Source organism: Halomicrobium katesii DSM 19301, assembly GCF_000379085.1.
Classification (GTDB): Archaea; Halobacteriota; Halobacteria; order Halobacteriales; family Haloarculaceae; genus Halomicrobium; species Halomicrobium katesii.
Genome location: NZ_KB905378.1, coordinates 2353153 through 2373583, shown reverse-complemented (window position 1 = coordinate 2373583; position 20431 = coordinate 2353153). Strand labels below are relative to the sequence as shown.

The window sequence follows — 20431 nt, the reverse complement described above, 5'->3', positions numbered from 1 at the left end:
GATGGATGCACACGAGAGGGAGGGTGAAACGAGATCCGTGCAAAGAAGCGCTGAGCTGTCATATTCTGTCGAGTAAGCTCGTGTTACTATCGGCACTGGTCGCCACCAGCCAAACGTTTATATGTCTGAATTGTTTCTCCATAAAAGGACACATGGAACGCCCTACCCGCCAGCGCGAGCACGACGGGACGCAGGAGCAGGAGACGGAAGAATCCGAGCAGACCTGTCCTGAGTGTGACTCGACGGCAATATCGACGGACGGGAGCGGCGAACTCATCTGCGAAGACTGCGGACTTGTCATCGAAGATGAAAATATCGACCGCGGCCCGGAATGGCGCGCGTTCAACCATTCTGAACGGCAGAGCAAGTCCCGCGTCGGGGCACCGACGACCCAGACGATGCACGACAAGGGGCTGACGACGACGATCGACTGGAAGGACAAGGACGCGTACGGCCGGTCCATCTCGTCGAAGAAGCGGTCCCAGATGCATCGACTGCGAAAGTGGCAAGAGCGAATCCGGACGAAGGACGCGGGGGAGCGAAACCTCCAGTTTGCCCTCTCGGAGATCGATCGGATGGCGTCGGCACTGGGCGTCCCGCGCTCGGTGCGGGAAGTCGCGTCGGTGATCTACCGGCGCGCGCTGGACGAGGACCTCATCCGCGGCCGTTCCATCGAGGGCGTCGCGACCTCCTGTCTGTACGCCGCCTGCCGACAGGAGGGCATCCCACGGAGCCTCGAAGAGGTCTCGGACGTCTCTCGGGTCGAGCAAAAGGAGATCGGGCGCACGTATCGCTACGTCGCCCAGGAACTCAAGCTCAAGATGGAGCCGGTCGACCCCAAACAGTACGTGCCGCGCTTCGCCAGCGAACTCGAACTGAGCGAGGAGGTCCAGTCGAAGGCCAACGAGATCATCGACGTGACCGCCGAGCAGGGCCTGCTGTCGGGCAAGTCCCCCACTGGATACGCCGCGGCGGCGATCTACGCCGCGTCGCTGCTGTGCAACGAAAAGAAGACCCAGCGAGAGGTCGCCGACGTCGCCCAGGTGACCGAAGTGACGATCCGGAACCGCTACCAGGAACAGATCGAAGCGATGGGCATCCACTGATTCCGATCGTTTAGCCGTACGACGGTTTTTCCTCGACTCCTTCGGTGATCGCCGGTCACGAATAGACGATCGCAAGCAGAGTGAGAGACTGCCCCACACCCAGGACGCGTTTTCACGCATCTTCACGGCATCGCCAGAGATGTACAGCCGGTAGAGTCAGTCAGACGGCTGTGCGTCGTGGTCTGGAGCCATCACCGCGTCCTCGTCTTCGAACACGTCCGCTCCGAGTTCTTCGACGATCGCCTCACCACTGAGCGCGAGCAGGCCGAAGCCGACCTTCGTCACCACGTCGAGGTAGGCGACGACTAGCGCCGTCGTTTCGAGGTCCATCAGTCCGAGCCCGGACTGTCCGACGATCCAGATGACCGGATAGACGCCCCAGAGCACGACGACGAAGTTACGGAGCGTCTCATAGACGCCGAATCCGACCTCCGAGAGCGTGTCGACGGCGGCCTCCGAGACCGAGCCGTACAGCAGGTAGCCGACGCCGACGAAGGCGAGCCCGCCCAGCGCGAACAGTCCCCAGGCGAGCAGCCCTCCGACCACCGCGCCCGCGAACCCGAAGACGATCGTCAGGACCTGTAGGCCGACGAGCTTTCCGATCGTCTCGCGGTCGGCACCGGCGAACAGCCCGAGGAACAGGACGTTCAGCGGCGTCGTCAGCAGCCAGTCGACGTAGCGGGGGATCCAGACGATGTGATCTCCCGTGTCGAAGCCGCCGATACCGAGTGCCATGATCGCGTAGGCGAAGATCGCGATGCCGGGAATCGAGACCAGCACCGCGTACCGGGTGCGTCTCTCGGCCGGGACGAGCCTGAAGCCGTAGGCGAGAATTGCCGTCCCAGCGAGCATACCGATCGTACCGAGTGTGAACCAGAGTTCTATCATCGTTAGTCGTCGTCAGTGGCCGCAGTCGTCTGCTGGCCGGGACTCTCGGCAGACTGCACCGAGAACCGGTCGAGCGCCTGTTCGAGTTCGTCCGCACGCTGTCTGAGTTCCGTCGCGGAGTCAGACACCTCGCCGATGGAGTGTGCCTGGTCCTCGGCCGCACCGGCGACCGTGTCCGCCTCCGTCGCGGTCTCCTGGCTGATCTCGGTCAGCTTGTCGATCATCTCCAGCAGCTCCGTCGCCGTCTCTGCCTGCTCTTCGGTCGCCCGGTCGATCTCCTGGATACCGGCGTCGACCTCCTCCGTGTACTCGACGATGGTCTCCAGGGCGTTGACGGCCTCTTCGACGGTCTCGACGCCGTCGGTGATCCGCCGGCTGGTCGACTCCATCGTCTCGACGGTGTCGCCGGCCTGTGACTGGATGCGTTCGATGCGTTCCTCGATGTCTCCCGCGGCCTCTTTGGTCTCTTCCGCGAGGCCCTTGATCTCGTCGGCGACGACGGCGAAGCCCGCGCCCTCCGCGTCGGCGTGGGCCGCCTCGATCGAGGCGTTGAGCGCGAGCATGTTGGTCTGCTCGACGATCTGGGTGATCACCGAGACGATCTCGCCGATCTCGTCGAGATCCTCGTCGAGCGCGTTGATCTCGGCGACGGTCTCCTCGGTCTCGGCCTCGATGCTGTTCATCTCTTCGATGGCCTCCTGGGCCGCTCTACGGCCGTCTTCGCCGACCTCGGCTGCCGACTGAGACGTGTCGGCCACCTGCTGGGCCGACGCCGCCATCTCCTCGGAGGCCGCAGAGAGGGTCTCCATCTCCGAGGCCGCGTTCTGGAGTCGTTCGCTCTGTTCGTTCGTCCCGTCGAAGATCTCCTGGATCGACTCGCTGACCTGCTGGCTGGCCCGGTCGACCCGCTGGGCGTTCGTCCCCACGTCGTCGCTCGCCTGCAACACGTTGCTCGCGAAGGACTTCATCTCGGCGATGGTCGTCGAGAGATCCGCCAGCATCGCGTTGATCTCCTCGCCGACCTCGCTCATCGCGTCGTTCATGCTCTCGGTGTCGACGCGGACGGTGAGGTCGCCGTCGGCTGCCGAGGACAGTGCGTCGCTGTACTCGGTGGCCTTCAGTTCGAGGTGGCCGGTCAGTGCCTCCATCTCGGCCTGCTCTTCCTCGGCGTCCTCACGAGCCTGTTGGGCGTCGCTCTTGGCTTGCTCGGCCTCGCGTCGCGCCTCCTCTGCGTCTGAGATCGTCTCTCGAAGGTTCGTCCGCATGTCGTCGAGCGACTGGTACAGCGAGCCGATCTCGTCGGTCCGGGCGGTGGTCAGGTCCACGTCGAGATCGCCGGCACCCATCTCCTCGGCCCTGTTGGAGAGTCGGCGAAGGGAGACGATCGTGCCGCTCCCGATCGTGACGCCGACGATCCCGAGGTTGATCACCGCGAACAGCACGATCCCGATCAGGTCGGAGTTGATCTGGGAGCTCAGCGCGTAGGCCTCGCTCCGGTCCGAGTGGACCATCACCGTCCAGTCGGCCGTTTCGAGCGTCGTCATGCCCATCAGCGTGTCGTCCATCGCCACGAACTCGGATTCACCCGACGCCGGCATCGTCATGCTGCCGTCGTGTGCCGTGTTGATCTTGCTACTGTTGGGGTGGGCGATGTACTGACCGTCGTCGTTGACCACGGCGGTGTATGACCCGTCACGCTGGTCGGAGAACGCCTCCGTCCGCTCCTTCAGATCGGTCATGAAGACGATCGCGTGATCGCTGTCGCCCTCGACCGGCGAGAGGACGGCGATGATCGGGTGGTCGACGATCGAGATCTGGAACGGATCGGTCACGTGCGTGTCGTCCGGCCCCTCGAAGCTCGGGGGGTCGGTCGCGAACGGCGCTCTCTGCTCGCTGGCGTCGACGCCGACGAAGTCCTCGTTCGAACTGGCCTCGATCTCCATCGTCGTCGTGTCGACGTAGTGGACTGCGACGACGTCGGCCGGGAGCCTGTCGTTGTCCTGTACGGTGTTCAACTGCGCCTGTACCTCGCTGGTCGACCCGGACTCGAAGACCGGCAGCGCGGAGGTCATCCGGACGCTCTGTCGAGCCGACCCGAGCCACGCGTCGATCTGGTTGGCCTGAGTCGCCGAGGTCGCGCGCAGATCGGACTCTACGTCGGACTCCAGCTCGTCTGAAGCCTGGACGCTCACGGCAGCGCCGACGGCGATGACGACGATCACCGCCAGCGCCAGCGCGAGTCCGAGGCGCAGGGCGTAACTGTCCCCGATAAACTCAGGAAGGAGAGATGCTGTCTCAGAACTCATCGTTTCGATGCTGGGCGTTCACGGATTAATAGATTCGCGCGCAGTTTTCAGCGGTGATAAACGGATTCTGAAACGCGGGGGGGATCTCCCGGAACGCCGTCCCCGTCGAGGGCCGATCTGCCGTCACCAGAACCCCCTGGAATTTTGGGGGTATCGCCCACCGATTCGTGACGTGTCGGCCGTGCCGGACACGCCACCGAGTCGTCGGACAGGTCGTCTCGCCGTTCGTACCGCCGGTACTCCGTCTCATACTGCCGGCTATAACTGTTTCAAGTGCTCTGTTGAATCCGCAGACGGCACTGGGATTGAGGCTGAAGACACAGTTATCAGACTCCATTGGTGACGAATTCTTACAACCGACCTTCGATTGATGGGTCAGCTTTGGAGAGCGAAAAGAGATTCTGACTCGCTATTTGTTGCCGACTCCATCTGACACACTGGACGCTATAGTAGCCATTGAAAATCAATGCACACCCGATCGCACGACAGCAGTGCGATCGATGTGTAAATCGTTTCAATTGTTACTATAGCCCGTCGACTTGGCCGCCATCACCGGATTCAACAGAGTAGTTTCAAGAGATTCGCGATACGGGATCGCGAAATTCTTTACAGACGTACAGCCGGTAGTGTCAGAAACGAAAGACTCGGCTGTGGGCAACTCGGACTGGGTTTTATCCGCTGTCGGCCCGAGCTACCTCGTATGTCAGTCGAGTTTGACTTCGACGGCAGCGTCGTACTGGTGACCGGCGTCGGCGGTGCTCTCGGTGGTGCCGTCGCTCGTGCGTTCGACGACGCCGGTGCGACGGTCTGTGGTGCCGACATCGTCGCCCCGGAGAGCGAGGACTTCCTGCTCGACGAGACGGAAGCCATCGACTACTACCAGGGCGATTTCACCGACGAGGACGACGTGGCCGATGTCGTAGACGGCGTGGTCGAAGAGCACGGCCGCCTCGACGCTCTCTGTAACATCGCCGGGACGTGGCGCGGCGGCGATCCGATCCACGAGACCGACGCCGACACGTTCGACTTGCTGTTCGACGTGAACCTCAAGACGATGTTTCTGGCGTCGAAACACGCGCTTCCATACCTTCGTGAGAGTGAGGGTGCCGTCGTCTCGGTGTCGGCGCGTTCCTCGCTGGAGGGCGGCGCGGGCGACGGGATCTACCGTGCGACCAAGGCCGGCGTGCGACTCCTGACCGAGACGATCGCGGCCGAAAACGAGGGGGTCGTCCGGGCCAACGCGGTCATGCCGAGCGTCATCGACACGCCGATGAACCGCGAGATGATGCCCGACGCCGACTTCGAGACGTGGGTCGATCCGGACGATATCGCGACGATGATGCTGTTCCTGTGCTCGGAGGGAGCCGCCGTCACCAGCGGCGCTGCGGTCCCGGTGTACGGCGAAGCCTGACGCGTCCGGTAGCCCCGACCTACCGAACGCAGCGGGCCGGTCACCGGGTCCTCAGATGGCGTCGACGGCGTCGAGGACGTCGTCGTACTCCGGCTCGACTCCGGGATCGTCGCTCACCCAGGCGTACTGGACGACGCCGTCGCCGTCGATGACGAACACGGAGCGTTTGGCGACGCCGTCGACACCAAGCTCGTCGAAGTCCATCGAGAGGCCCCACTCGTCGACGATCTCGCGGTTCGAGTCGCTGAGCAGGTCGAACTCCAGACCGAGCTTGTCGCGGAACTCGTTCTGTGAGAACGGCGTGTCGATGCTGACGCCGTACACGCTCGCGCCGGCCTCGCTGAAGTCGTCGAGGCGATCCTGGAACGTGTTCATCTCGTGAGTGCAGACGCCGGTGAACGCACCGGGGAAGAAAGCGAGGACGATCGGTGCCTCGTCGAGGCGGTCTGCGAGCGTGAACGACTCGATGTCACCATTCGCCAGCGGTGCCGTAAACGACGGCGCTTCGTCACCAGTAGAGAGCATCACTCACCCGTAGCGGGTACCAGATCAAGTCGCTTGCGTTCCAGGACCTCCCGAGCGATACGGTTCGTCGATCTGGATGAGCAAAAAGCCTATATTAGACCTCACGCTAAGTCCTGCTACAATGGTAGCAACCCTACTGCAGATCGGTTTACCGGGGACCCAGGAGATGATGATCATTCTCCTGATCGCGGTCCTGCTGTTCGGTGCAAACAAGATCCCGAAGCTCGCTCGCTCGACGGGTGAGGCGATGGGCGAGTTCCAGAAAGGCCGCGAGGAAGTCGAGCAGGAACTCGAAGAGATCCGCGAGGGCCCAGGCGAGAGTCAGGGCGCGACCGAGGAGCCCGACTCCGAGTTCGTCGAGACGACCGCCGACGACACCGCTTCGGAGACCGCCTCCGAAACAGCCACCGAGTAACGCCCGCGACGGTCCCGACAGGTTCCCAGTCCCTTCTCCATCCATCCACCGGTTAGCTCCTGCACTCCACGGCGGAACAGCAGCGTTTTTCAGCCGTCTCGTTCACCGCTCGATAGGGCGTGTGGCCTAGTGGACGAGGGCGAGGGGTTCCTAACCCCTCGATCGCGGGTTCGAATCCCGCCACGCCCGCTTCGTGGTTTCTCGCGTCCGCTCGAAACACACTTGCGGCCGTGGCGTAGCTCGCAAACGCTCCGCGTTTGCTCACTCCCGCCACGCCCGTTAACCGCCGAGCGACAGCGAGCCGTGAAAACGACACGAAGAGATCCCTGAACCCTGCAAGTCCCAGCGGCCGAGCGAAGCGAAGCCGACCGTCTTGCTTCGGTTTGAGTCCCCGACGCCGTTCTCACGCTGTTCGTTCGCGGCACGACGTAGTTCGCAAACGCGGTACGTTTGCTCTGCTCTGTTAAATCCTCAGACAGCACTAGAATCAGGGCTTGAGAAACAGTCACCAGACTCCAGTGGTGAGAGGTTCTTACGACTGAACTTTGATCGATGGGGCGATTTTAGAAGCAAATGGCAATAATGATTCGCTATCTGTTGCCGACTCCATCCCACATACTGAACGCCAGCCCGCCGATCCGACCGTCTTATCGGGTTCAACAGCGCACACCGGAGAGGGTTGACCATGAGCGTTCAACCCACGAAATTCAAGAGATATAACTTATATTTATGAAAATTACTCATAGTATTTGTATATAAATAGAAATTATTAAGTAGTAATGCTATCATTCCCATATGATGCGACGTAGAGAATTCCTATCAGGTGTCGCACTGTCCACCACAATCGGTTTTGTCGGCAATAGCCAAGCGGCTGGAAACAGAAGTAGCGGTGTTTTTGAGGTGAAGAAAGGAACCTACAGCTCGCCTCTAGATGAGCGGGACATTCAGGAAGCAAACGCGAAAGTCTTGGAACAGACCAGAAACGTACAAGCTGCCTCTAGTGAGGGCAGTTCCGAGCTTGTCGTGGTTCCCCGTCCTGTCCAAGATAAAAACGAGCGCATCGTAAGCTACTTATTCGGAATCACTCCGGACGGGATCACTCGTCTTTTTTACGGGACCATCAGAGAGGAGGAAAGCGCGCGGCGCGGGCATAGTGTGAGCGCATCGAATCACTCACAATCCAACAATTCGTCAGCGAGTCCTGAAGAAGCAGTGGAAGAAGTTCACTCTGAGATGGAACAATATTCCCAACAGGTATCTCAGGCCACAGTAAGAACAGCGAGCAGTGACTGTGAGACGAAACGGAACTTCAAGATTAACGACGACGCGGGATCAAATATAGGTGACGCTTGGGGATGTCCGATAGTTGATACTAGGTTCTACCGCAAAGGTCAAAACAAGAAGCAGGGAGATATGAAGAAATGGGAACAGCTGTATACAATTAGAGCATCGAACGAAGGCAGCGAGGATGACGATGACCAGTATTTCGCGAGTGCGGCAAACGTGGACATGATTCCTGGCCACAACGAGACGGGAGGTGGCGACTCGTGGGGCCTCCATGGGCTCGATGTTCGTCACGGCTGGGATGATAACACCTATTCTGACCTAACATCGGACGAAAGTGCGAACTCCGTCTCACAGGCACCGAAGTCGATCGGTTCAAACGGTCAACTCAATGGTGTCGGTGTTGGGATCGATAAATCAGGGGCTTCGCTAACTGTTTCGTGGTCTAATCCGTCTGCTACGAAGATGGATAATCTCCGAAACGATCACGAAGCTCACTGGGATGTGAGCCTGAATGGTGAGCGGTTTAACACGAAGCAGTTCTCGTTCGCAAGTGTCGCGCAGTTCGACAGCCAGACGTACGATACAGACGATAAAGTCCTTCGCTCCGAGTGTGACGGTATCTTCGGGAAGGTTGAAACCAAGCAACTCGGTCACTGGATCATTTCGGGAACAGAAAAGTTCACCATGGACGTAGACTACAAATTCAGCTACTAATATCGAGGTTCGAGGTCGATTTCTCTTTTGTTTCTGCGCTACTCCGAAACCAGATATTGACATCTGGAGAATAAGGTATTTAATGATGGAGGGGCAAATCAATTAAAAGCCATGAATGCGGATGAACTTCGAAGAGATGTAAAGCAGATCGGAGCAGCAATAATTATTGTCTTATCTGTGATCGCCATTCAGCTCGGAACAATCGCTCGGGAAATCGGCGCTGGATACGAAGGGTGGATCGGTTTCGTGTCTCTCGTTCTGTCAGCGGCCTATCTCTTGTACAGTACCGTACAACGATTCACTAAATCATCTTCCAGTCCCGAAAACATCGAACAAGTCGAGTAGTGATTCCAGTGGAGGTGGGAGATACGTTGACTGGACCGACCAATCGCGCTGTGCGAACCTCAGAATTTCCTGTCGGCAATTCCGGGACCGTCGTTGTACGGCTTCAAAGTCAGATCCGTGATCTGACCAATGACATCAAACGTGTCCTCATAGTCATCAACTGAGCCGATTCCACTCTCATAATCATCTCCAAGGAAGCCAGTTTCTAAATTATTCGCGGGGCTGCTGTCTATCGAACCTTGCGCTGAAAACGAGTAACGACAATAGCTTTCGCCCTCATCAGTGAACTCTATACGACCTTCGTGATCAGATTGTGAGTCAGAGTTATTTGAGGTCGTTATCTGGATTCGCTTGTCAAACGCACGGACTTCTTCGATTAGGGTGTCAGTCGGAACGGTGTAGACGTTAGTCTCAGCGTCATTGCCTTTTCCCCGTAATGTCCCGGTGGCGACACCATACTCCTGTCCGCCATTTTCCCGTGTCTCGACATTTGAGCTTCCCTCGGACTGCTGAACCGAGACATCAGTGTCGTCAAACCAAACCTCAAACGTGTGGTCGGCATTATCCGTTGATGATTCGATGGAAACCTCTCGCCGACTGGAGGCTGAACCGCTGCCGGTGACGCCTATGCTACAAAAAGTGATCAATACCGATTTCTTGATTGCCGAACGCCGAGTGTATTTTGCTACCATACAATTCAGAAATGTATTTCACCCATTATTATATTTTCAATTAGTAATAGTTTATATTGTGTAGATCTGTATTTATTGAATGTGCAGACAGCGTAGCGGTCACTCTTTGATGGCTTGTTCGAGGTTGTAGACAGCGACGATGAGCACCAGTTCTCGAAATTCACGGTACCAAGCGCTCGGCCCGACAGCAGATCCAAATCGGCGCTTGTGGCCGAGAAGGTACTCTCGGCCATCCAGCGTTGCCGGTAAAGTTACTCCTCGACGACGATGCCGCCGCGCTGGCCGATCCCCTCGTGAGGGCGGCAGGCGTACAGGTAGACGCCCGGTTCGTCGAGGGTCACTTCGAAGTGGCGGCCGCTCTGGCTGTAGATGTCCGAGGTTTCGGTGTCGCCCTGGAACGCGATGTCGTGTGCGCCACCGTCGCCGGTCCACTCGAACGCGACGGTCGTTCCGGTCGAACACCTGACTGCGAGCGGATCGAACCCGAAGTTGCCGCCGTTGCCGGGGCTGCCGACGGTCACCGCGACCGTGTCCGAGCCGTGCGGTCGGCGAGGCTCCCGTCCCAGCCGTCGACATCGACGAGCCAGTGGTCGAGGTCGGGATAGCCACTCTCCGGCGGCTCCCGGACCCGGATCACGCCTTTCAGCCCGTCGTCCCGCCGGGGTTCGGAGACGTAGGGGTACACGCCGGTCGTCTCGAAGTGGTGGGAGTAGGTCTCGTTTGGCCGGTCGGTGGCGTCGCCGCTATCGAAGCTGCCGTCGACCGCGACGACGTTGTGTGGGCCGCCGTGGTCGAGCCAGCGCCACACCACCGTCGTGCCGGGCGTGACGGTGACGGCCGGCGGGTCGAAGGCGTAGCTGTCGCCCTCGGTCGGGTGTCCGACCAGTACCTCGATCAGGTCGTCGTAGCCGACGTTTCGGGAGCGGCCGTCGTAGCCGTTGGCGTCGGCGAGCCACGCGTCGAGGTCGTCGACCGGGGCGTCGGTCGACGAGGGTGTCGCTGTCGTCGGCGTCGCCGTCGCAGGTGAGCCCGAGCGGCCGGACCCGAGACGGGTGGCGAGTGCCGGGACCGACGCGAACGATACGCCCTGGAGGAGCTGTCGTCTGGAGAGGGACCGTCGCATAGCGAGTGAGAGCTACTGGGGGCTCGCCCCTAAAGTGACCCCCCGGTTTGCAGAATCTGGAAAGCATGACTTTTCCCTTTACATTGTGGGGATGATACTACGGTGGGCACGCCGCGCGCGGTTCCCGGCCGTCCGACTCGGACCGCTACCATTCCCGAGCCTCCGCCCGACTGGCAGACAGTCCTGTTCCGACTGGTCCGGTCGGACGCGACCGCGGCGGCCACGGCCCACAGAGACGCATGACCGACGAGGTGCCGTCCGAACAGGCCCTGTTCGATGCACTGGCAGACCCCGACTGCCGCGCGATCGTCGCCGCGCTCGACGAACCGACGACGGCCAAGGGAGTCGCCGACCAGTGTGATCTCTCGCGGACGAGCGCCTACCGGAAACTGGAGACGCTGAGCGACGCGGCGCTGGTCGCCGAGCGAACGAAAGTCCGGGACGACGGCCACCACACGACGCAGTTCGTCAGGGACTTCAGGGGCGTGTTCGTGGCGTTCGACGGCGACGAATCGTTCGACGTAGACGTCGTCGACCACGAGGAGACACCGGACGAGCGCCTCGCGCGCTTCTGGTCACAGATCAGTGAGGAACTATGAACACGGAGATACCGCTCGTCGTCATCGCGTTCAAGACGGGCACGCTGGCGCTCGGTGCGTTGATCACCTATCTGGCCGCGAAAGCGGGGTACAGGACCGGCGCGTCCGGACTACTGTACCTCGCAGCCGGATTCGGCGTCGTCACGTTCGGCTCGCTGCTGGCCGGCATCGCCGATCAGCTGATCGCCGATCCGTCGGCGGCGCTGGTCGTCGAGAGCGCGTTGACCTTCGTCGGCTTCGGAATCATCGCGTACTCGCTGTACGTCACGAGAAGTACTGGGGCCGACCGCGGCTAATACTGCCGACTGTCAGTCTGTGACGAATGTCGCGACCCCGTCTCGCGAATATCGCGAAACAGTGACGGTCGGCCGTATAAGACGAGTCGGTCAGTGAGCGGCGTCGCCGCCCGGTGGCGGCGAGACGATCGTCACGAGGCTGGCGTCGGCCGGACCGTCACTCGACGACGATAGCGCCCTTCATCCCCAGCGACTCGTGGGGCGTACAGTAGTAGCGGAAGGTTCCGCTCGACTCGAAGGTGTGTTCGTACTCGACGCCCTCGGTATCGACTGCCCCGCCGGAGTCAAGCGGACCGTCACCCTCGGACTTCACGTTGTGGGTCCCGCCATTGCCAGTCCACTCGAACTCGACCGTCGTGCCCGAGGAGATCTGGACGGCTGCGGGGTCGTACCCGAACGCGCCGCCGTTTGCCTCCGATCCGACCGTGACGGTGACGGTGTCTTGGCCGGTCATGTCGGCGACCGTCCCGTCGAAGTTCGACGTTTCGCCGAGGTACTCGGCGACCTCGTCGCTAGCCTCCATCGACGAGCCGCCACTGTCGGTCGCGCTCTCGGTCATCTCGTCGTCCGTCGCGCTCTCGGTGGCGTCGCCGCCGCCGTCTCCACTACAGCCAGCGAGGAGACCTGCTGCGGCGATTGCACCGGTACTCCGGAGAAGTGTTCGTCGGTTCAGGGAGTCACTCATAGACATAGTGATATAGGAGAGGAAGACGGATAAGGTGGCCGAACACGGGGAATCCCGCCGGATGGGGTGCGATGACATGCGACAGCGAAACGCGGCTCGTCGAGACATCTGACGGCGTCGAAGCGGCGACGACCAACGTTCGTTGGGGTGGTATTCATTGTTCGTGTGGACGAAGAGCGGGGCATGCGACAGAGTGGTTCGCAATGACCGTGCTGGTACTGGGCGACCAGCTGTCCCGGCGATTCGGTCCGCTCGCCGACCGGCCCGACGACCGCGTGGTGATGATCGAGTCCAGCGGTTTCCTCCGTCGGCTACCCTACCATCCGCACAAGCCGACGCTCGTGTTCAGTGCGATGCGTCACTTCCGGGACGCGTTGCGCGAGGCGGGCCGGACCGTCGACTACTACCGAGCGGAGACGTTCGACGACGGGTTCGAGACACACTTCGAGCGATATCCCGACGACGATCTCGTGACGATGACCCCGGCGAGTCATGGCGGTACCGAGCGGCTGCGGACGCTGATCGAGCGACACGGCGGGACGCTCACGACGGTGCCCGACGAGCGGTTCCTCTGTGCGCCAGCGACCTTCGACGAGTGGACGGACGGCCCACCGTACCGTCACGAGTCGTTCTACCGCTCGATGCGCCGGGAAACCGGCTACCTGATGGACGGCGACGACCCGGTCGGTGGCGAGTGGAACTACGACGAGCAGAACCGCGAGACGCCGCCCGACGACTGGGAGCCCCCGGCGGTGCCGACGTTCGAGCCCGACGAGACGACGCGTCGGGTCCAGTCGTGGGTTCGCGACCACCACGACGGTGGCTACGAGCAAGCGCCCTACGGCGGTGACTGGGCCGATCCGGAGCCGTTCCGGTGGCCGGTGACGCGACAGCAGGCAGTTCGGGCACTGGACGCGTTCGTCGAGGACCGCCTCGCCGACTTCGGGGCGTATCAGGACGCGATGGTCGAGAGCGAGTGGGCGATGGCTCACAGCCTGCTGTCGACTTCGCTGAACCTCGGACTGCTGGGGCCCGCAGAGGTCGTCGAGCGCGCGATCGAGGCCCACGAGGCCGGCGACGCACCGCTGCACAGCGTCGAGGGGTTCGTCCGGCAGGTGATCGGGTGGCGGGAGTTCGTCCGGCACGTCTACCGTCGGGAGATGCCCGAGCTGGCGACGGCGAACCAGCTCGGTGCGTCCGAAGACCTCCCGGCGTTCTTCTGGACGGGCGAGACGGACATGGCCTGTCTGGACGCGGCCATCGACGGCGTTCGCAAGCGGGGCTACGCACACCACATCGAGCGGCTCATGCTGCTGTCGAACTTCTCGCTGCTGCTCGGTGTCGAGCCCGCACAGCTCAACCGCTGGTTCCACGCTGCCTACGTCGACGCCTTCCACTGGGTCACGACGCCCAACGTCGTCGAGATGGGGCTGTACGGCTCGGGCGCGTTCGCAACGAAGCCCTACGCCGCCTCGGCGAACTACGTCGACAAGATGAGCGACCACTGCAGCGACTGTCAGTACTACAAGACGAAGACGACCGGGGAGCGAGCGTGTCCGTTCAACGCGCTGTACTGGGACTTCCTCGACCGCAACGAGTCACGGCTCCGATCGAACCACCGGATGGGGCTCGTCTACAGCCACCTCGACGACAAGGACGACGACCAGCTGACGGCGATCCGGGAGCGAGCGGACGAACTGCGGACGCGAGCCGCCGACAGCGAGCTGTGAGGGCTACTCCTCGCCGCTCTGGCGGCGACGCATCTCCTGGCGGGTGAACTGCGGCGACGCGCCCAGTCCGGGACCGCGCCGGCCCCGGAACGACCAGACGAGCGCGAGAGCGAACAGTGCTGTCAGCCCGCTCACGGCGACGAGGGCTCGCAGCGCCCCCATCGCGTAGAGCCCGGCGATCGCGAGGAGGCCGACGCTGACACAGAGCCCGTAGACGAGCCGCCGAGCCATCCTGCGGAAGGCACCGCGGTCGTCTTCGATCACCGCCGAGAGGGGGAGGTCGCCGCGTTCGACCTTCCCGAGCGCGTCGTCGAGTCGGGGCGGGACCGCGACGGTCGCCCGCGCGCTGGCTCGCAGCTGGTCGGTCACGCGCTCGCGGATCTCCCCGCCGCCACTCGCCATCCCCCGTTCGAGGACGTAGTCCGTGACGACTTCGATGAAGTCGAACTCGGGGGCGAGCGTCCGGGTCACGCCGTCGAGAACCGTCGTCACGCGGACGACGTGTGCGAGGTCCTGGGGGATCCGCATCGGGAACTCGTACATCGCCCCCTCGAACTCGCTGATGAGCCCCTCCACGTCGAACTCGTCCAGGTCGGCCCCCCGGAACTGCTCGAAGGCGATCTCGAACAGCTCGCGCACCATCTGTCGGTCGGCCGTCGGGTCCAGCGCCTCCATGGCGACGAACGAGTCGATCACCTGATCGATGTCGTCGGTCGCGATGGCGACGTAGAAGTCGACGAGGTGAGAGCGAGTCTCCGGCCCGAGCCGGCCGGTCATCCCGAAGTCGTAGAAGACGATCGTCCCGTCGTCCTGTACCGCGAGGTTTCCGGGGTGGGGGTCGGCGTGAAAGACGCCGTCCTCGACGATCATCTTGATGTAGATCTCGGTCAGGCGCGTGACGACGCGCTCGCGGTCGATCCCCAGTTCGTCGATCGCGGCCACGTCGTCGATCTTCGTCCCCTCGACGTAGCGCATCGTGAGGACGCGGTCGGTCGAGTACTCGGGCAGCGAGTCGGGGATACACACGTCGTCGACATCGGCGAAATTCTCGCGGACGGTGTCGAGCCGGCGGGCCTCGTGGGCGTAATCCATCTCCTCGCGGATGGTCACGGTGAACTCCTCGGCGAGGTTCCCGAGCGTGAACGCCTGGCCCGGCGGGGACGCCCAGCGCAGGATCGGCGTCAGCGTCGCCACGACCCGGAGGTCCGACTCGACGCGGCGACGGACGTTCGGCCGCAGTACCTTCACCGCGACGCGGTCCCCGTCGATCTCGCCGACGTACACCTGTCCGAGGCTCGCGCCGCTGATCGGATCGGTGTCGAACGTCTCGAACACCGAATCGACCGGTCCCAGTTCCCGCTCGATCACCGGCTCGATGTCGTCCCACGGAGCCGGCGGCACCTGGTCCTGAAGCTCCGCGAGCACGTCGACGTAGGCCGCCGGCAGCGCGTCGGGCCGCGTCGAGAGCATCTGCCCGATCTTGACGAACGCGGGGCCGAGGTCGACGAACGTCGCTTTCAGCGCTCGCGCCCGCCGGGACTGCTGGGCGCTGGTCACGTCACGCGAGCGACCGACGAGAAGGAACCGGCGGCGATCACGCAGGAGGGTGAGCGCGAACGGGACGAACTGCCAGGAGATGACGACCGCGCGCCAGAGCGCACGCGATCGGACGCCCAGGCCGGTCGGCCGGCGCACGGTCTCGCTGCCGGTTCGCTGGTCGTCGGTCTCTTCGACGGCGTCGGTCCGGGCCACGATATGGGAACGTCTCGGGTCGCTTGCCGCTTGAGGCTGTCGGAGAGTTGCGGTGACCGGTCCGGTCTCCTCGACAGATCCGGCGTAATAAAACCTTTTTACCGGCGAGCAGGAATCAGGTCAGAGATGGTTTCGCTCCCCGAACGGGTCACCGACATCGAACTCTCGCGTCGGGACCGACTCGTCGTCTACTACGTCCTCGGACTGACGGTGCTGGTCCTCGCCTACGCAGTCGTTTACAACATCATAATGGCGCGTCTGGAAGGCGTCGACCAGTCGATCTTCGCGTCGTTCGAGTGGGTCGTCCAGACGATGACGACCACCGGCTACGGCCAAGACTCGAAGCGGTGGACACATCCGATTACGCTCGTGTTCGTGGCGCTGACACAGCTGTCGGGAATCGGGATCGGCTTTTTTACGCTCCGGCTCGTGATCATCCCGCTGTTTACCGGCGCAGAGGTGAACCTCGACGATCGGCTCACGCCCAAACAGGACCACGTCATCATCTGCGAGTACCGGCGCGACTCGGCCGTGTTGCTCGACGAACTCCGGGAACTGGGCATCGACTACGTCCTGCTGTCCTCGGACGAGGAAGAGGCGAAAGACCTCTCCGACGAGGGGTACTCCGCGATCCACGGCTCCCCACAGGACGCCGAGAGCTTCCGGCGCGCGAGTATCGACAGCGCGCGGGCGGTGATCACGGACGCCGGTGACGCGAACGTCAACACGATCCTGACGGTGCGGTCGATCAGAGACGACGTCGACGTGATCGCGCTGACAGACGACAGCGACGTGGAAGACGTGCTGACCCAGGCCGGGGCCGACAGTGTCCTCTCGCCGCACGGCGTTCTCGGCCACCGCCTCGCCGAAAAGGCGGTCTCGTCGCTCAGTTCGGAGCTGACGGACACGATCGAGCTCGGCGCGGACATGGAGGTCACGGAGATTCCTGTCGACCACGGCAGCCGACTCGTCGGGAAACAGCTCCGAAACGCCGACATCAGGGAGCGAACTGGAGTGAACGTCATCGGGGCCTGGATCGACGGCGAGCTACAGCTCCCACCGGATCCCGGCGCAGTCATCCACCAGAACACCGTGTTGCTCGTCTCCGGAGATCACGAGGCGCTGGAGGCGTTCGGGAACGTGACCCAGTCGCCCCGGACGCTCAGGCGGCACGACCGGATCGTCGTCGCCGGCCAGGGAGAAGTCGGGCAGGCCGCCCGCGCGGTCATCGACGAGGCGGGGATCGACGCGGTGACGATCGACATCGAGGACGGGGACGAGGTGGACATCGTCGGCGATGCGGCCTCGAAAGCGACGCTCCACGAGGCGGGCATCGAGACCGCGGGCGCGATCGTCGTCGGCCTGCCCGACGACTCGGCATCGCTGCTGGCGACGGTACTGACACGCTCGCTGAACGACGACATCGAGATTCTCGTGCGGGTCAGCGACACCGACGCGACGCGGAAGGCCCTCAGTGCCGGAGCCGACTACGTGTTGTCGGTGCCCCGGGTGAGCGCACGAATGATCGCTCGGGAACTCCGCGGCGAGGAGGTGCTCGCGCCCGCGAGCCAGATCCGGCTCGTCCGCGTCCCGGCAACCCCGTTCGCGGGCCAGACGCTCGCGAACTCGGGCATCTACGAACAGACCGGCTGTCGGGTGATCGCCGTCGACGACGGGACCGACAAGATGGTCGAAATCGACCCCCAGCGAGAGTTCACCGGCGAGGAACATCTCACGCTCGTCGGGCCAGACGAGGCGGTCCAGCAGTTCCTCAAGCGCTACGACGTCTCACCGACCGAGGAACGCGGAATCTAGCGGAGCCGCCCCAACAGCCGGTAGTCCGTGTCGGGCGTGTACCCCCGGAACAGCAGGCTGTTGGTCAGGACGGAGACGCTGGACAGCGCCATGGCACCGGCCGCCAGCACCGGCTGGAGCAGGCCCAGCGACGCCAGCGGGATCATCAGCGTGTTGTACCCCAGCGCCCAGACGAGGTTCTGCTTGATCTTCTGTAGCGTCGCTTCCGAGACGCGGATCGCCTTCAGCACGTCCGCCGGATCGTCTCGCATCAGCGTCACGTCGGCGGCCTCGATCGCCACGTCGGTCCCCGAACCGATCGCACAGCCGACGGCCGCGGTCGCCAGCGCCGGCGCGTCGTTGACGCCGTCGCCGACCATCATCGCCTCGCGCCCGTCGCTCTGAATCTCGTCGACGGCGTCGGCCTTGTCCTCGGGAAGCACCTCGGCCATGACGTTGTCCGGGTCGATCCCGACCGCTCGGGCGACCGCGCGAGCCGTCCGCTCGTTGTCGCCGGTGATCAGCCACACGTCGAGATCGCGGTCTCGCAGGTCGGCGACGGCGTCGCTCGCCGAGGGTTTGATCGTGTCCGCGTCGGCGACGACACCGACCACGCGGCCGGCCCGCTCGTCGATGTCTCCGTCCGCGTCGCGGGGACGGAGTCCGACGAGCATCGCCGTCTTCCCCTCCGATTCGAGCCGCTCGCGGTCCGAGTCGGCGGGGGTGGGATCGATGCCGTTGGCGTCCAGCAGTCGGGGGCTCCCGACGAACACCTCCCCGCGATCGATCGTCGCTCGCACCCCCTTGCCGGGGACGTTTTCGAAGGTGTCGGGCGACTCGATGGCGAGGCCTCGCTCGCGTGCGCCCTCGACGATCGCCGCGGCCAGCGGGTGCTCGCTCTTCTGCTCGGCGCTTGCGGCCATCGCGAGCACGTCGGCCTCGTCGAAGCCGCTCGCTGCCTCGTGTCCGCCGCGCTGGACGCCACCGTCGGGCGCGGCCGGATCGAGCGCTACGACATCCGTCAGTTCCATCTCGCCTTCGGTGAGCGTCCCCGTCTTGTCGAAGACCACGGCGTCGACGTCGCGGACCCGTTCGAGGATGTCGCCGCCCTCGAAGAGGACGCCGTGTTGGGCACCGATGGCGGTGCCGACCATCGTCGCGGCCGGCGTCGCGAGCCCCAGGGCACAGGGGCAGGCGATCAGGACGGCGCTGGCGAACACGACGATCGCGAACTCGGTGACGCCGATCGGTCCACCGACTGCCTCGGGGCCGCCGCCCAGCAGCCCCCACAGGGGCAGCGCGTCGACGAACCCGCCCAGGACGGCGGGGAACTGCCACCACAGGACGCCCCACAGCAGGGCGTTGGCGATGACTGCCGGGACGAAGTACGCCGAGATTCGGTCGGCGATCCGCTGGATGTCCGGCTGACGCGACTGGGCGTCACGGACGCGGGCGACGATCTGCTGGATCGCCGTCTCCTCGCCGACCTTCGTCGCCTCGACGACGAGCGCGCCGTTCTCGTTGATCGTCGACCCGATCACCTCGTCGCCTTCGGCCTTCTCGACTGGGACGGACTCGCCGGTGACCATCGACTCGTCGACCGCGGATTCGCCGTCGACGACGACGCCGTCGGTCGGGACCTTCTCGCCGGGCCGGACTTTCAGTCGGTCGCCGACTTCGACCGCTTCCAGCGGGACCTCCTCCTCGGTGCCGTCTTCGTGGACGACCGTGGCGGTCTCGGCCTCCATCTCCAGCAGCGACCGGATCGCCTCGCCGGCCTGGCCCTTCGAGCGGGCTTCGAGGTAGTTCCCCAGCGTGATGAATACGAGGATCAGCGCGGCCGTGTCGAAGTACAGCCCCGCACCGGGGATCAGCCCGATCAGGGCCGCGACGCTGTAGACGTACGCCGTCGACGAGCCAAGCGCGATCAGCACGTCCATGTTCGCCCGGCCGTTGCGCACCAGCGCGCGGTAGGAGTTGACGTAGAAGGGCTTGCCGAGCGCGATCTGGACCGGCGTCGCGAGTGCGAAGGCGAACCAGCCCACGTCGATGCCGGCCAGCGAATCGCCGAGCAGTCCCAGCCCGAGGACGTGATCGACCAGCATCACCAGCAGCGGGACCGAGAGCGCGCCGCCAAAGAGCGTGAGGCGAAGCTGGCGGCGGATCTCCGCTTGCCGCGCGAGGTCGCGCTGGTCGCGGTCGGCCCCGCCGTCTCCGCTGTCGTCGCCCGCCTCCCGGACCGGCGTGTAGCCCGCCGACTCGATCGCGTCGTAGAGGTCCGAGCGGTCCGCCTCGGCCGGATTGTACCGGACCTGTGCCTCGTCGGTGGCGTAGTTCACGTCGGCCGAGACGACGCCGGGCGTCGCCAGCAGCGACTCCGCGTTGGCCTCGGCACAGTTGGCACACGACATGTCCGTGATGCCGACCGAGACCGTCTCGTTGACGGCACCGTAGCCGGCCGACTCGACGGCGTCGTAGATCGCCGACAGCGACGTGACCTCGGGGTCGTACTCGACGCGCCCCTCGTCGGTGGCCGCGTTGACGTCGGCGGACACGACGCCGTCGAGGGCATCGAGGGCGTCCTCGACGGTCGCTGCACAGTTCGCACAGCTCATGCCCGTCACCGACAGACGGGTCGTCCGCGTGCTCATCGTACGTACCGATACGGGCTCCCGTTTCATGCGGTTTGCCCCTTCGAAAGTAATGCCACCTGCACACCTAACTTTGGATAGCAAAGCATTCGCGGCCCGAAACGATCGGTTC

17 protein-coding genes and 1 tRNA gene are annotated in these 20431 nt (G+C 63.4%); 9 read left to right on the top strand and 9 right to left on the bottom strand.

Features of this window, described 5'->3' with window-relative positions; all coding sequences use genetic code 11:
• Positions 1–152 precede the first annotated feature (152 nt).
• The gene (locus HALKA_RS0112450; RefSeq protein WP_015763627.1) at positions 153–1106 is read left to right on the top strand and encodes a transcription initiation factor IIB; all 954 of its coding nucleotides are present in this window, start codon (positions 153–155) and stop codon (positions 1104–1106) included.
• A 156-nt stretch (positions 1107–1262) separates the two neighbouring features.
• Here the strand turns inward: HALKA_RS0112450 and HALKA_RS0112445 are convergent, their stop codons facing one another.
• A complete protein-coding gene (locus HALKA_RS0112445; RefSeq protein WP_018258306.1) occupies positions 1263–1994 on the bottom strand; it encodes a bacteriorhodopsin in 732 nt (243 codons plus the stop codon).
• Positions 1995–1996: 2 nt separating this feature from the next.
• Positions 1997–4300 carry a methyl-accepting chemotaxis protein gene (locus HALKA_RS0112440; RefSeq protein ID WP_018258305.1) on the bottom strand — a complete coding sequence of 768 codons (2304 nt, stop codon included), beginning with the start codon at positions 4298–4300 and terminating at the stop codon, positions 1997–1999.
• 700 nt (positions 4301–5000) lie between these two features.
• Between HALKA_RS0112440 and HALKA_RS0112435 the strand changes: the two genes are divergently transcribed.
• Positions 5001–5711: an SDR family oxidoreductase gene (locus HALKA_RS0112435; RefSeq protein ID WP_018258304.1), complete on the top strand. Its 711-nt coding sequence runs from the start codon at positions 5001–5003 to the stop codon at positions 5709–5711.
• A 51-nt stretch (positions 5712–5762) separates the two neighbouring features.
• Here HALKA_RS0112435 and HALKA_RS0112430 read toward each other — a convergent pair whose 3' ends face one another.
• Entirely contained in the window at positions 5763–6236 is a 474-nt protein-coding gene (locus tag HALKA_RS0112430; protein WP_018258303.1) for a redoxin domain-containing protein, read from the bottom strand.
• Between the two features lie 121 nt (positions 6237–6357).
• On the opposite strand from HALKA_RS0112430, the gene HALKA_RS0112425 reads away from it, so the two are divergent.
• From HALKA_RS0112425 to HALKA_RS21010, 3 genes are all read left to right on the top strand, one after another.
• A complete protein-coding gene (locus HALKA_RS0112425; protein ID WP_015763632.1) occupies positions 6358–6651 on the top strand; it encodes a Sec-independent protein translocase subunit TatA in 294 nt (97 codons plus the stop codon).
• Between the two features lie 115 nt (positions 6652–6766).
• Positions 6767–6840, top strand: a tRNA-Arg gene (locus HALKA_RS0112420).
• Between the two features lie 609 nt (positions 6841–7449).
• The gene (locus HALKA_RS21010) at positions 7450–8652 is read left to right on the top strand and encodes a hypothetical protein (protein WP_155119406.1); all 1203 of its coding nucleotides are present in this window, start codon (positions 7450–7452) and stop codon (positions 8650–8652) included.
• Between the two features lie 404 nt (positions 8653–9056).
• Here HALKA_RS21010 and HALKA_RS21005 read toward each other — a convergent pair whose 3' ends face one another.
• From HALKA_RS21005 to HALKA_RS19535, 3 genes are all read right to left on the bottom strand, one after another.
• Entirely contained in the window at positions 9057–9689 is a 633-nt protein-coding gene (locus HALKA_RS21005; protein ID WP_155119405.1) for a hypothetical protein, read from the bottom strand.
• A gap of 251 nt (positions 9690–9940) precedes the next feature.
• Positions 9941–10210: a halocyanin domain-containing protein gene (locus HALKA_RS21945; RefSeq protein ID WP_169333104.1), complete on the bottom strand. Its 270-nt coding sequence runs from the start codon at positions 10208–10210 to the stop codon at positions 9941–9943.
• Positions 10207–10812, bottom strand: a complete 606-nt coding sequence (locus tag HALKA_RS19535; RefSeq protein WP_155119403.1) for a halocyanin domain-containing protein — start codon at positions 10810–10812, stop codon at positions 10207–10209. Before HALKA_RS19535 ends, HALKA_RS21945 begins: the two co-directional genes overlap by 4 nt.
• Positions 10813–11051: 239 nt before the next feature.
• Here HALKA_RS19535 and HALKA_RS0112405 point away from each other — a divergent pair, with 239 nt between their 5' ends.
• On the top strand, positions 11052–11411 hold the full coding sequence (locus HALKA_RS0112405) for a winged helix-turn-helix domain-containing protein (RefSeq protein WP_018258300.1): 360 nt from the start codon (positions 11052–11054) through the stop codon (positions 11409–11411).
• Positions 11408–11707, top strand: a complete 300-nt coding sequence (locus HALKA_RS0112400; RefSeq protein ID WP_018258299.1) for a DUF7521 family protein — start codon at positions 11408–11410, stop codon at positions 11705–11707. Before HALKA_RS0112405 ends, HALKA_RS0112400 begins: the two co-directional genes overlap by 4 nt.
• A 157-nt stretch (positions 11708–11864) precedes the next feature.
• Here HALKA_RS0112400 and HALKA_RS0112395 read toward each other — a convergent pair whose 3' ends face one another.
• Positions 11865–12392 (bottom strand): halocyanin domain-containing protein, encoded by a 528-nt coding sequence (locus HALKA_RS0112395; RefSeq protein ID WP_018258298.1) that lies wholly within the window; start codon positions 12390–12392, stop codon positions 11865–11867.
• Positions 12393–12595: 203 nt separating this feature from the next.
• Here HALKA_RS0112395 and HALKA_RS0112390 point away from each other — a divergent pair, with 203 nt between their 5' ends.
• On the top strand, positions 12596–14122 hold the full coding sequence (locus HALKA_RS0112390) for a cryptochrome/photolyase family protein (protein ID WP_018258297.1): 1527 nt from the start codon (positions 12596–12598) through the stop codon (positions 14120–14122).
• A gap of 3 nt (positions 14123–14125) precedes the next feature.
• On the opposite strand, the gene HALKA_RS0112385 is transcribed toward HALKA_RS0112390, so the two are convergent.
• A complete protein-coding gene (locus tag HALKA_RS0112385; RefSeq protein ID WP_018258296.1) occupies positions 14126–15874 on the bottom strand; it encodes an ABC1 kinase family protein in 1749 nt (582 codons plus the stop codon).
• A 126-nt stretch (positions 15875–16000) separates the two neighbouring features.
• Between HALKA_RS0112385 and HALKA_RS0112380 the strand changes: the two genes are divergently transcribed.
• Entirely contained in the window at positions 16001–17689 is a 1689-nt protein-coding gene (locus HALKA_RS0112380) for an NAD-binding protein (RefSeq protein WP_018258295.1), read from the top strand.
• Here the strand turns inward: HALKA_RS0112380 and HALKA_RS0112375 are convergent.
• On the bottom strand, positions 17686–20319 hold the full coding sequence (locus HALKA_RS0112375; RefSeq protein WP_018258294.1) for a heavy metal translocating P-type ATPase: 2634 nt from the start codon (positions 20317–20319) through the stop codon (positions 17686–17688). The two genes, HALKA_RS0112380 and HALKA_RS0112375, sit on opposite strands and share 4 nt — an antisense overlap.
• Positions 20320–20431 lie beyond the last annotated feature (112 nt).

Excerpts from the sequence above, each read along its gene's own strand:
- HALKA_RS21010 (WP_155119406.1), top strand. The coding sequence starts at position 7,450 with ATGCGACGTAGAGAATTCCTATCAGGTGTCGCACTGTCCACCACAATC.
- HALKA_RS0112450 (WP_015763627.1), top strand. The coding sequence starts at position 153 with ATGGAACGCCCTACCCGCCAGCGCGAGCACGACGGGACGCAGGAGCAG.
- HALKA_RS0112440 (WP_018258305.1), bottom strand. The coding sequence starts at position 4,300 with ATGAGTTCTGAGACAGCATCTCTCCTTCCTGAGTTTATCGGGGACAGT.
- HALKA_RS0112395 (WP_018258298.1), bottom strand. The coding sequence starts at position 12,392 with ATGAGTGACTCCCTGAACCGACGAACACTTCTCCGGAGTACCGGTGCA.
- HALKA_RS19535 (WP_155119403.1), bottom strand. The coding sequence starts at position 10,812 with ATGCGACGGTCCCTCTCCAGACGACAGCTCCTCCAGGGCGTATCGTTC.
- HALKA_RS0112405 (WP_018258300.1), top strand. The coding sequence starts at position 11,052 with ATGACCGACGAGGTGCCGTCCGAACAGGCCCTGTTCGATGCACTGGCA.
- HALKA_RS0112375 (WP_018258294.1), bottom strand. The coding sequence starts at position 20,319 with ATGAGCACGCGGACGACCCGTCTGTCGGTGACGGGCATGAGCTGTGCG.
- HALKA_RS0112390 (WP_018258297.1), top strand. The coding sequence starts at position 12,596 with ATGACCGTGCTGGTACTGGGCGACCAGCTGTCCCGGCGATTCGGTCCG.
- HALKA_RS0112400 (WP_018258299.1), top strand. The coding sequence starts at position 11,408 with ATGAACACGGAGATACCGCTCGTCGTCATCGCGTTCAAGACGGGCACG.
- HALKA_RS21005 (WP_155119405.1), bottom strand. The coding sequence starts at position 9,689 with ATGGTAGCAAAATACACTCGGCGTTCGGCAATCAAGAAATCGGTATTG.
- HALKA_RS0112380 (WP_018258295.1), top strand. The coding sequence starts at position 16,001 with ATGGTTTCGCTCCCCGAACGGGTCACCGACATCGAACTCTCGCGTCGG.
- HALKA_RS0112445 (WP_018258306.1), bottom strand. The coding sequence starts at position 1,994 with ATGATAGAACTCTGGTTCACACTCGGTACGATCGGTATGCTCGCTGGG.
- HALKA_RS0112435 (WP_018258304.1), top strand. The coding sequence starts at position 5,001 with ATGTCAGTCGAGTTTGACTTCGACGGCAGCGTCGTACTGGTGACCGGC.
- HALKA_RS0112425 (WP_015763632.1), top strand. The coding sequence starts at position 6,358 with ATGGTAGCAACCCTACTGCAGATCGGTTTACCGGGGACCCAGGAGATG.
- HALKA_RS0112430 (WP_018258303.1), bottom strand. The coding sequence starts at position 6,236 with ATGCTCTCTACTGGTGACGAAGCGCCGTCGTTTACGGCACCGCTGGCG.